This window comes from Rhodococcus sp. 14C212 (assembly GCF_011058195.1).
Lineage (GTDB): Bacteria > Actinomycetota > Actinomycetes > Mycobacteriales > Mycobacteriaceae > Rhodococcus > Rhodococcus aetherivorans.
On the sequence record NZ_JAALEH010000129.1, the window covers coordinates 1 to 11,643 of the forward strand.

9 protein-coding genes are annotated in these 11,643 nt (G+C 72.8%); 7 read left to right on the forward strand and 2 right to left on the reverse strand.

Annotated elements, in window-relative coordinates; genetic code table 11:
• The first annotated feature begins 103 nt into the window (after window positions 1-103).
• The 3 genes from G6038_RS28425 to G6038_RS28435 are packed head-to-tail and all read left to right on the forward strand — an operon-like array spanning window position 104 to window position 2,296.
• Window positions 104-1,069, forward strand: coding sequence for a thiamine-phosphate kinase (locus G6038_RS28425; RefSeq protein WP_165041979.1), 966 nt, complete (start codon window positions 104-106; stop codon window positions 1,067-1,069).
• A gap of 10 nt (window positions 1,070-1,079) precedes the next feature.
• On the forward strand, window positions 1,080-1,601 hold the full coding sequence (locus G6038_RS28430; protein ID WP_165041964.1) for a gamma carbonic anhydrase family protein: 522 nt from the start codon (window positions 1,080-1,082) through the stop codon (window positions 1,599-1,601).
• Window positions 1,602-1,618: 17 nt separating this feature from the next.
• Entirely contained in the window at window positions 1,619-2,296 is a 678-nt protein-coding gene (locus G6038_RS28435) for a uracil-DNA glycosylase (RefSeq protein ID WP_165041967.1), read from the forward strand.
• An 11-nt stretch (window positions 2,297-2,307) separates the two neighbouring features.
• Here the strand turns inward: G6038_RS28435 and G6038_RS28440 are convergent, their stop codons facing one another.
• Complete coding sequence (locus tag G6038_RS28440) at window positions 2,308-3,099, reverse strand: enoyl-CoA hydratase-related protein (RefSeq protein ID WP_165041969.1); 792 nt, start codon at window positions 3,097-3,099, stop codon at window positions 2,308-2,310.
• Between the two features lie 115 nt (window positions 3,100-3,214).
• Window positions 3,215-3,406: a 50S ribosomal protein L28 gene (rpmB, locus tag G6038_RS28445; RefSeq protein WP_165041971.1), complete on the reverse strand. Its 192-nt coding sequence runs from the start codon at window positions 3,404-3,406 to the stop codon at window positions 3,215-3,217.
• A gap of 196 nt (window positions 3,407-3,602) precedes the next feature.
• On the opposite strand from rpmB, the gene G6038_RS28450 reads away from it, so the two are divergent.
• The 4 genes from G6038_RS28450 to rsmD all read left to right on the forward strand — a co-directional run.
• A complete protein-coding gene (locus G6038_RS28450) occupies window positions 3,603-5,240 on the forward strand; it encodes a DAK2 domain-containing protein (protein ID WP_165041981.1) in 1,638 nt (545 codons plus the stop codon).
• Between the two features lie 60 nt (window positions 5,241-5,300).
• A complete protein-coding gene (gene recG, locus G6038_RS28455; protein WP_165041973.1) occupies window positions 5,301-7,598 on the forward strand; it encodes an ATP-dependent DNA helicase RecG in 2,298 nt (765 codons plus the stop codon).
• A 184-nt stretch (window positions 7,599-7,782) separates the two neighbouring features.
• Window positions 7,783-11,184, forward strand: a complete 3,402-nt coding sequence (locus G6038_RS28460; RefSeq protein WP_165041975.1) for a pyruvate carboxylase — start codon at window positions 7,783-7,785, stop codon at window positions 11,182-11,184.
• Between the two features lie 25 nt (window positions 11,185-11,209).
• On the forward strand, window positions 11,210-11,643 hold a 434-nt coding region (gene rsmD / locus G6038_RS28465), incomplete at its 3' end, for a 16S rRNA (guanine(966)-N(2))-methyltransferase RsmD (protein ID WP_165041977.1).

Genomic DNA, 11,643 nt, shown 5'->3' on the forward strand with positions numbered 1-11,643 from the left:
GCTCGGTCATGATCTCTCGAAAATCGCGGGGGACGGTAGCGTGGTCGAAACTACCGTGACCACCGACGCCCGCACCCCACCGACCCACGAACGGGAGGACCGCATCACCGCGCCCGACCGCACCGGCCCCACCGTCGCCGACCTCGGCGAGTTCCCCGTGATCGACCGTGCGGTCGCCGGGCGTCGCCAGCCCGCCACCACCCTCGTCGGACCGGGCCACGACGCGGCCCTCGTCGCCGCCGCCGACGGGCGCGTCGCCGTCTCCACGGACATGCTCGTCGAGGGCCGGCACTTCCGGCTCGACTGGTCCACCCCGCGCGACGTCGGGCGCAAGGCCGTCGCCCAGAACGGTGCCGACATCGCCGCGATGGGCGCGCGCCCCACTGCCTTCCTCGTCGGGCTCGGCTGCCCGCCGGACACCCCGGTCGACGTGCTCGACGGTGTCTCCGCCGGGATCGGCGAGGCCGCGGAGGCGCTCGGCGCCGGCGTCGTCGGCGGCGACCTGGTGCAGGCGTCGCAACTGATCGTCGCGGTGACCGTCCTCGGCGACCTCGACGGGCGCGCGCCGCTCCTGCGGTCTACGGCCCGGCCCGGCGACACCGTCGCGCTGGCCGGAGCCACCGGGCGCTCCGCCGCCGGGCTGGCCGTGCTCACCGCCGGCCTCGCCGGCCACCGGGACCTGGTGGCCGCCCACCGGGTGCCGGCGCCCCCGTACGCCGCGGGACCCGCGGCGGCGGCCGGCGGCGCCCACGCCGCGACCGACATCTCCGACGGCCTGCTCGCCGACCTCGGGCACATCGCCACCGCATCCGGCGTCGCGATCGACGTCTCTCGCGCGCTGCTCGATCCCGGCCCCGAGCTGCGGGCCGCCGCCGCGGAGCTCGGCGCCGACGTGTGGGAGTGGGTGCTCACCGGCGGCGAGGACCACGCCCTCGCCGCGTGCTTCCCGCCGGACGTGCCGTTGCCCGCGGGCTGGCGGCCCGTCGGCACGGTGCGCGAGGGCGGCGGCGTCACCGTCGACGGCCACGGCCGGCCGGGTCCCGGAGGCTGGCAGAGCTTCTCGAGATAGGTTTCACGGCATGGCTGTGTATGCGCTCGGCGACCGTGTGCCCGATATTCATCCCGACGCCTGGGTCCACCCCGATGCGGTGGTCATCGGCAACGTCACCCTCGGCGCCCGCGCGTCGGTGTGGCCCACCGCGGTCCTGCGCGGCGACTACGGCCGGATCGTCGTCGGCGCCGAGAGCAACATCCAGGACGGGACGATCATCCACTGCACCGCCGTCGACGCCACCGTCATCGGCGCCGGCACCGTGGTCGGCCACAACGCCCATATCGAAGGCTCCACCATCGGCGACGGCTGCCTGATCGGTTCCGGCTCGCTCGTGCTCAACGGCTCCGTCGTCGGCGACGGGGCGATCGTCGCGGCCGGCGCGCTCGTGGCCCCGCGTTTCCAGGTGCCGCCGCGGTCCATGGCGATCGGCGTACCCGCGAAGATCCGGGAGGGTCACGAGGTGCCGGAGGGCCACCTCGACGCCAACGCCAAGATGTACGCGTCGAACGCCGAGTACTACCGCGGCGCGCTGCGCAGGATCGACTGAGGGGCCGGACACCACCGATGGCCGTGCGACCCCTGCCGGAGATCGTCGAGGAAGGCTGGGCGCGGGCGCTGGCTCCCGTGGCCGCCGACATCGCCGCGATGGGCGACTTCCTGCGCGCCGAGAACGCCGCCGGGCGCGGCTACTTGCCCTCCGGCGCGAACGTGCTGCGGGCCTTCACCCAGCCGTTCGACCGGGTGAAGGTGCTCATCGTGGGCCAGGACCCGTATCCGACGCCGGGTCACGCCGTCGGACTGAGCTTCTCGGTCGCGCCGGACGTGCGTCCGGTGCCGCGCAGCCTGGCCAACATCTACCGCGAATACAGCGACGACCTCGGCCTGCCGACACCACCCAACGGCGACCTCACACCGTGGTCGGCACAGGGGGTGCTGCTGCTCAACCGCGTCCTGACGGTGCAACCCGGCCAGCCGGCGTCGCATCGGGGCAAGGGCTGGGAGAGCGTGACCGAGCAGGCGATCCGGGCGCTCGTCGCCCGCACCGCGCCGCTCGTCGCCATCCTGTGGGGCCGCGACGCGGCCACCCTCGAACCGATGCTCGGCGACGTGCCCACCGTGAAGTCGGCGCACCCGTCCCCGCTGTCGGCCTCCCGCGGATTCTTCGGGTCCCGCCCCTTCAGCCGCGCGAACGCGCTGCTGGCCGAGCAGGGCGGGGACCCGGTGGACTGGCGCCTGGCCTGAACGGGCGTGGCTCAGCCGCGGTCGATCGACTCGAAGTCGGGGCGCCGCTTCGCGACGAACGCGTCGACACCCTCGATGCCGGTGGGGCCGTTCGCGGCCGCCGCGATCGCCTCCGCCTCCGCGTCGAGCTGCTCGGACAGCGACCGCCCCGCCGACTCGGCGAGCAGTTGCCGGATGCCGGCGTAGGCGGCGGTGGGACCGTTCGCGAGGGTGCGGGCCACCCGCATCGCCTCGCCGGGCACCTCGTCGTCGGCGACGAGGCGGCTGAGCACCCCGAGCCGAACGGCCTCGTCGGCGTTCAGGACACAGTCGGTGAGGATGATCTCCCGCGCCCGGGCGACCCCGACGATGCGCGGCAGGGTCCACGACATGCCGCCGTCGGGGGTGAACCCGATCGACGGGTAGGCCGGCCGCAGCTTCGTCGAGGGGCCGCCGAGCGCGATGTCGGCGTGCAGCACGATGCTCATGCCCGCCCCCGCCGCCCAGCCCTGGACGGCGGCCACCACGGGCACGCGGGCCGCGTCGAGGGCGCGGACGAAGTCGTGGAACAGGCGTGCGACGTCGCCGACGAACTCGCCGCGGTCGGGCGCGGAGGCGAAGGCGCGGACGTCGCCGCCCGCGCAGAAGTTGGCGCCCTCACCGACGAGCAGGACGGCGCCGACCTCGGAGCCGGCGGTGCGCAGGGCCTCGATGCCCTGGGCCATGCCCGCGGGGGAGAGGGACGTGCCGCGTTCGGCGGTCGCCACGGCGATGCGCAGCACGCCGTCCTCGAGGCGGACGTGGGACAGTACTGATTCGGTCACCCGGGGCACCCTACCCGTCGCTCCGGCCGGTAGGGGGCGGGGTCACGGCGACGGTGGCGGAACACGACGAGGCCCCGGCGTCGCAACGCCGGGGCCTCGTATGCCGAACCGGGGATCAGCCGCGGACGACCTTGCCCGCCTTGAGGCAGGAGGTGCACACGTTGACCTTACGCGTGTTGCCCGGGGCAACCTGAGCGCGCACGCTCTGGATGTTCGGGTTCCAACGACGGTTGGTACGCCGGTGCGAGTGCGAGACCGACTTACCGAAGCCGGGGCTCTTGGCGCATACGTCGCAGACGGCAGCCATAGTCGCGAACTCCTTGGTGAGTAGTGGATATTTTCGTGTCTTCGTCGGCCTGCGAACACGAGAAGGCGTCCGCCATCCGTGCGAGGCAACCCTGCAAGCGTAGCGGGTGGGGGTGGCAATGGCCAAACCGGCCGTCCGACGGGCGCACCGCTACCCTTGCGTCACCGGTTGCGTGGTGGCGAAGAGGGGGAAGCAGGTGCTCGAGGTCGGGGAAGCAGTCGACGGGACCGCCCTGCGCCGATGGGTGGATCTCGGGCTGCGGGCCCTCGCCGAGCGTCGCGACGAGATCAACAGCCTCAACGTCTTCCCCGTCCCCGACGGCGACACCGGCACCAACCTGCTCGTCACCCTCCGCTCCGCGGCGGCCGAACTCGACACCGGCGCGGCGGACGCCGAGGACGTCGCCACGGTCGTCGGCGCTCTGGCGCGCGGCGCGTTCCACGGCGCCCGCGGCAACTCCGGTGTCATCCTCGCGCAGATGCTGCGGGGCCTGGCCGACGCCCTCGACGGGGCTGTGGTCGTCGACGGCGCCGCACTCGGGCGCGCCTGGCGTCACGCCGCCGACCTCGTCACCCGCGCTCTGAGCTGCCCCGCCGAGGGCACGATCGTCAGCGTGCTGCACGCGGCCGCCGACGGTGCGCACGCAGCCGGCTCCGGTTCGCTCGTGACGGTGGCGACCGCAGCGGCCGACGCCGCCGCCGAGGCCCTGCAGCGCACCACCGCCCAACTCGACGTGCTGGCCGAGGCCGGCGTCGTCGACGCAGGGGGCCTCGGTCTGCTCCTGCTGCTCGACGCGTTCGTCGAGACGGTGTCGGGCCGGCGGCCGGACCGGGCGCCGATCGCGACGTCGCGGCCCGGCGCTCCCGCCCGGCGTGGCGGGCACAACGGGCACGGACCCCGCCACGGCGGCGATCAGGACTTCGAGGTCATGTACTTCGTCGAGGGCTCCGACACCGCCCGCATGGACACCCTGCGTACCCGCCTCGACGCCCTGGGAGACTCGGTCGCCGTCGTCGGCGACGGCGCCGGCTCCTGGTCCGTGCACGTGCACTGCTGCGACGCGGGCGCCGCCGTCGAGGCCGGCCTGGAGGCCGGGCGCCTGCACCAGGTCACCGTCACGTGCTTCGCGCTGGAGGCACAGCAACGGATCGGCGTCGGCCCGGTGGCTTCCGGAGCCGGAAGCCGCTCGGTGCTCGCCGTCGTGGCCGGCGACGGGACGGCGGAGCTGTTCGAAGCCGAGGGCGCGGCGATCGTGCGGGCGGACGACCCGATCACCCGCAGGCACCTGCTCGACGCGATCCGCCGGCTGGGAAGCCGTGACGTGATGGTCCTGCCCAACGGTGCGCTGCCCGCCCAGGAACTCGTCGCGGTCGGTGCGGCGGCCCGCGACCACCGGCGCGAGGTGATGTTCCTGCCCTGCTCGTCGATGGTGCAGGGACTGGCGTCGCTCGCGGTGCACGACCCGGGTCGAGACGCCGCCGACGACGCCTTCGCGATGTCCGAAGCAGCCGCGGCGACCCGGTGGGGCTCGCTGCGCATCGCGAACGAGCGGGCCCTGACCTGGGTGGGAACGTGCGAGCCGGGGCACAGCCTGGGCCTGTCGGGCCATGATGTCGTAGTCATCGAGCATGATCTGGTGACGGCGGGAGCGTCGCTGCTCGACAAGGTGCTCGCCGCGGGCGGAGAGCTCGTGACGATGCTCGTCGGCTTCGACGCGCCCGACGGACTCGCCGAGCGGCTGACCCGGCACGTCAACGACCGCCACCCCGAGGTGGAGGTGCTGGTGTACCACGGGGGGCAGCGCAGCGACCTGCTGCAGCTCGGTGTGGAGTAACCGGCACAGGAACAGTCGGACGCCGGCCCACCGGCGTCGATCGGAGCGGAGAGGACGGCAGTGGCGACACTCGCGGACCGACTCGATCATCTTCTCGGCCGCAAGACCGCGGATGCACTCGCCGACTCGTTCGGCATGACCACCGTCGAGGACCTGCTGCGTCACTATCCCCACCGGTACGCCACCCAGGGCGCCGAGCTCGGCGACTCGCAACCGGTCGAGGGCCAGCACGTGACGATCATCGCGCGGGTGGCCAAGGCCGACGAGGTGCGGATGAAGAGCCGGCCCGGCACCCGGCTCGCCGTCGTGCTCGAATCGGACCGGCAGAAGATCGACGTGACCTTCTTCAACCCGCAGAAGGTCAAGTACAACATCAAGCCCGGGGTGCGCGGCATGTTCTCCGGCACCGTCAAGTACTTCCGCGACAAGTGGAGCCTGGCCCACCCGAGCTACATCATCCTGCCCGAGCCCCGCGGCCCCGAGATCGGTGGCGCGGCCCCGCGGCCCACCCGGGTGCGCGGCGCCGGCGCGCTCGCCGGCATGGCCCGCAGCGCCCAAGGCGACGGCGGCATCGACATGTCGATCTTCGACCGGCCCCTCATCCCGATGTATCCCGCCACCCGCGACGTCGAGTCGTGGACCGTGATGCGCTGCGTGCGGCAGATCCTCGATCAGCTCGAGACCGTCGACGACCCGCTGCCGGAGTGGGTGCGTCGCGAGCACGGCCTGATCGGGCTGGACGAGGCGCTGCGCCGCATTCACCTGCCCGACGACCGGGACGACGTCACCGCCGCCCGGGAGCGCCTGCGGTTCGACGAGGCCGCGGCGGTGCAGCTCGTCCTCGCCCGGCGCCGCCACGACGTCGCGGTGCGCACTGCCCCGGCGTGCCCGCGCCGCAGCGGCGGTATCGCCGACGAGTTCGATCGCCGGCTGCCGTTCGAACTGACCGCAGGGCAGCTCGCCGTCGCCGACGAGATCGCGGCGGACCTGGCCGGATCGCACCCGATGAACCGGCTGCTGCAGGGCGAGGTCGGCTCGGGCAAGACGATCGTGGCGCTGCGGGCGATGCTGCAGGTCATCGATGCGGGACACCAGTGCGCGCTGCTCGCGCCGACCGAGGTGCTCGCCGCCCAGCATGCGCGCTCGCTGGCGAAGATGCTCGGCGACCTCGCCGCGGCGGGCGAACTCGCCGCCCACGAGCTGGCCACCAAGGTCACCCTCGTGACGGGATCGATGAGCGCGGCCCGCAAGCGGCAGGCCCTGCTCGACATCGTGAGCGGCGACTCCGGGCTCGTCATCGGCACCCATGCGCTGATCCAGCAGGGTGTCGAGTTCTACGACCTCGGTCTCGTCGTCGTCGACGAACAGCACCGGTTCGGTGTGGAGCAGCGCGACGTGCTGCGCAACCGCGGCCGCGACGGTGCCAGCCCGCACGTGCTGGTCATGACGGCGACACCCATCCCGCGCACCATCGCGATGACCGTCCTCGGCGACCTCGAGGTGTCCACATTGCGGGAACTGCCCCGCGGCCGATCGCCCATCACCAGCCGGGTCGTGGCGGCGAAGGTGCATCCCAGCTGGGTGGCGCGCGCGTGGGAACGCATCGGCGAAGAGGTCGCGGCGGGCCGGCAGGCGTATGTGGTGTGCTCGCGCATCGGCGACGGCGACAGCGACGAGGACGCCGACCTGGTCGACGTCGACGAGGCGGAGACGGCCGGTGGGCGCGGGGGCAAGGGCAAGCCGCCCGAGACCAAGTCGGTGCTCCAGCAGTTCGAGGAGCTCGCGGGCGGACCGCTGGCCCACCTGAGGGTCGGGCTGCTGCACGGGCGACTGCCCGCGGACGAGAAGGACGCGGTGATGCGCGACTTCGCCGCCGGGGACATCGACGTGCTGGTGTGCACCACCGTCGTCGAAGTCGGCGTGGATGTGCCCAACGCGACGGTGATGGTGATCGTGGACGCCGACCGGTTCGGGGTCAGCCAGCTGCACCAGCTGCGCGGCCGGGTGGGCCGGGGCGGGCATCCGGGGCTGTGCCTGCTCCTGTCGGATTCAAAGCCCGGCGCGCCCGCCATGGCCCGCCTCGAGGCCGTCGCCGCGACCACCGACGGATTCGCGCTCGCCCAGCTGGACCTGCAGCAGCGCCGCGAGGGCGACGTGCTCGGCGTCGCCCAGTCGGGGACCACCTCGACGCTGCGGATGCTCTCGCTCGTCGACGACGTCGAGGTCATCGCGGCCGCGCAGGCCTTCGCGCGCGCCGTGACCGACCGCGATCCGCGGCTCGAGGAACACCCCGGTCTGGCCCGCATGGTGTCGGCCGCGCTCGATACCGAACGGGTCGCGTACCTCGAGAAGTCGTGAGGTTACATTCCCCGCACGTCGGGTGCGGCGCCGTCGTGAGGTGACGCCCGACGCACCCGCGACGTTTCCGGCACGTTAAAGATCCCTCGACCTGCATCGTTTCAGTCGGGCAAAGACGTGCATCCGTCCCACGATCTGGGATGCGGACGCCGAACGGAGTGTTACGTCGCGGTACCGTCGTCCAATGTTCTCCAAAGTGCTTGTCGCCAACCGAGGCGAGATCGCGATCCGCGCGTTCCGTGCCGCCTACGAACTGGGTGCCGGGACCGTCGCGGTGTTTCCGTACGAGGACCGCAATTCCCTGCACCGGCTCAAGGCCGACGAGGCCTACCAGATCGGGGAGCAGGGACATCCGGTCCGTGCGTACCTGTCCGTGGCGGAGATCGTCGCCGCCGCGAAGAAGGCCGGCGCCGACGCGGTCTACCCCGGCTACGGTTTCCTGTCCGAGAACCCGGACCTGGCGGCGGCGTGCGCGGCGGAAGGCATCACCTTCATCGGTCCGTCGGCGCATGTGCTGGAGCTGACCGGGAACAAGGCCCGGGCGATCGCGGCGGCCAGGGCGGCGGGTCTGCCGGTGCTGGCGTCGTCGGAGCCGTCCGCCGATCTCGAGCAGCTGCTCGCGGCGGCCGAGTCCATGGAGTTCCCGATCTTCGTCAAGGCCGTCGCCGGCGGCGGCGGACGCGGCATGCGGCGCGTGGCCGAGCGCAGCCAGCTGCGCGAGGCGATCGAGGCGGCGTCCCGGGAGGCGGACGCGGCGTTCGGCGATCCCACGGTGTTCCTCGAGCAGGCCGTGGTCGATCCCCGGCACATCGAGGTGCAGATCCTGGCCGACGGCCAGGGCAATGTGATGCACCTGTTCGAGCGGGACTGCTCGCTGCAGCGCCGCCACCAGAAGGTCATCGAGCTGGCCCCGGCACCGAATCTCGCCTCCGAGCTGCGCGAGCGGATCTGCGCGGACGCCGTCGCGTTCGCGAAGGAGATCGGTTACAGCTGCGCCGGCACCGTCGAATTCCTCCTCGATTCCCGCGGCAACCACGTCTTCATCGAGATGAACCCGCGCATCCAGGTCGAGCACACGGTCACCGAGGAGATCACCGACGTCGACCTCGTGCAGGCGCAGATGCGCATCGCCTCCGGCGAGTCGCTGACCGACCTGGGCCTGTCGCAGGACAAGGTCGCGATCCGCGGGGCGGCGCTGCAGTGCCGCATCACCACCGAGGATCCGGCCAACGGCTTCCGGCCCGATACCGGCCGCATCAGCGCCTACCGGACCCCGGGCGGCGCCGGCATCCGTCTCGACGGCGGCACCTCCGTCGGCGCCGAGGTCTCCGCCCACTTCGATTCGATGCTGGTCAAGCTCACGGCCCGCGGCCGCGACCTGCCCACGGCCGTCGCCCGCGCCCGCCGTGCGGTCACCGAGTTCCGTATCCGCGGCGTGTCGACGAACATCCCCTTCCTGCAGGCCGTGCTCGACGACCCGGACTTCCGGGCCGGGCACGTCACCACGTCGTTCATCGACGAGCGGCCGCAGCTGCTGACCGCCAAGACCTCCGCGGATCGCGGCACGAAGATCGTCGAGTACCTCGCCGACGTGACGGTGAACAAGCCGCACGGCGAGCGCCCGACGACGGTGTACCCGCACGACAAGCTGCCGAAGATCGACCTCGACGTCGCTCCGCCGGAGGGTTCGCGGCAGCGGCTGCTCGCCCTCGGCCCGGACGGCTTCGCGAAGGCGCTGCGCGAACAGAAGGCCCTCGCCGTCACCGACACCACCTTCCGCGACGCGCACCAGTCGCTGCTCGCGACGCGCGTGCGCAGCAAGGACCTGCTCACCGTCGCCGGCCACGTCGCGCGGATGACCCCGCAGCTGCTGTCGATCGAGGCGTGGGGCGGCGCCACCTACGACGTCGCGCTGCGGTTCCTGCACGAGGACCCGTGGGAGCGTCTGGCGGCGCTGCGGGAGGCGATCCCGAACATCAACCTGCAGATGCTGCTGCGCGGACGCAACACGGTCGGCTACACCCCGTACCCGGAGATGGTCACCCGCGCGTTCGTGCGGGAGGCCACCGACACCGGCATCGACATCTTCCGCATCTTCGACGCGCTGAACAACGTCGACCAGATGCGGCCGGCGATCGACGCGGTCCGCGAGACCGGCACGGCCCTGGCCGAGGTCGCGATGTCCTACACGGGGGACCTGTCCGATCCCGGCGAGACGCTCTACACCCTCGACTACTACCTGCGCCTGGCGGAGCAGATCGTCGAGGCCGGCGCCCATGTGCTGGCGATCAAGGACATGGCCGGGCTGCTGCGCGCACCCGCGGCCGCCACCCTGGTCTCGGCGCTGCGCAGCAACTTCGACCTGCCGGTGCACGTGCACACGCACGACACCCCCGGCGGTCAGCTCGCGACGTACCTCGCGGCGTGGCAGGCCGGCGCCGACGCCGTCGACGGCGCCTCCGCCGCGCTGGCGGGCACCACCAGCCAGCCCGCGCTGTCGGCGATCGTCGCCGCGGCGGCGCACTCGGAGTACGACACCGGTCTGGACCTGCAGGCCGTGTGCGACCTCGAGCCGTACTGGGAGGCGCTGCGCAAGGTGTACGCGCCGTTCGAGTCCGGACTGCCCGCCCCCACGGGCCGCGTGTACACCCACGAGATCCCCGGCGGGCAGCTGTCGAACCTGCGGCAGCAGGCCATCGCGCTGGGGCTGGGCGACCGGTTCGAGGAGGTCGAGGCCAAGTACGCCGCGGCCGACCGGATGCTCGGCCGGCTGGTCAAGGTCACTCCCTCCTCGAAGGTTGTCGGTGACCTCGCCCTGCACCTGGTGGGTTCCGGCGTCGCCAGCGACGAGTTCGCGGCCGACCCGGCCCGCTACGACATCCCGGACTCGGTGATCGGGTTCCTGCGCGGCGAGCTCGGCACCCCGCCCGGCGGGTGGCCCGAGCCGTTCCGCTCCAAGGCCCTCGAGGGCCGCGGTGCCCCCAAGCCCGAGGTGCCGCTGACCTCCGAGGAGGAGAAAGCGCTCGACGACACCTCCAGCGAGCGGCGCGCCACCTTGAACCGGCTGCTGTTCCCCGGCCCGACCCAGGCGTTCCTCGAGCACCGGGACCGCTACGGCGACACCTCGGAGTTGTCGGCCAACCAGTTCTTCTACGGTCTGCGCCGCGGTGAGGAACACCGGGTGCGCCTGGACAAGGGGGTCGAGCTGCTGATCGGGCTCGAGGCAATCTCCGAGCCGGACGAGCGCGGCTTCCGGACCGTGATGTGCATCCTCAACGGGCAGCTGCGCCCGGTGTCGGTGCGCGACAAGTCCGTCGCCAGCGAGGTTCCGGCCGCGGAGAAGGCCGACCGCAACAACCCCGGGCACGTCGCCGCGCCGTTCGCCGGCGCCGTGACCCTCCTCGTCGCCGAAGGCGACCGCGTCGCCGCCGGCGACACCGTCGCCACCATCGAGGCGATGAAGATGGAGGCCGCGATCACCGCTCCGCGCGGCGGCGTGGTCACCCGCGTCGCCCTCGCCGGCGTGTCCCAGGTGGAGGGCGGCGACCTGCTGGTCGTCGTGTCCACCGAGGAGAGCGCGGAGTGATCGGACGGTTCTCCGGGACGGTGCGATGACCCGGATCGTGGCCGGCCGGGCCGGGGGGCGGCGCCTGAAGGTGCCGCCCCGCGGGACCCGGCCCACCTCGGAGCGGGTCCGTGAGGCGCTGTTCAGTTCGCTCACGGCCCGGATGGAGCTCGACGACGCGTCGGTACTGGACCTGTACGCCGGCTCCGGCGCGCTCGGGCTCGAGGCGCTGTCCCGGGGCGCCGCCCACGCCCTGCTCGTCGAGTCCGACGCGCAGGCCGCCGCCGTGATCCGCCGCAACATCACCGAACTCGGCCTGCCGGCGGTGCTGCGGGCTGCGCCGGTCGCCGCCGTGCTCGGCGGTGCCCCGGACCGGGTCTACGACCTCGTCCTCGCCGATCCGCCGTACGCGGTGACCGAGCAGGCCGTGTCCGCGATGCTCACCGCCCTCGTCGACGGGGGCTGGGTGGGGGAGGGTTC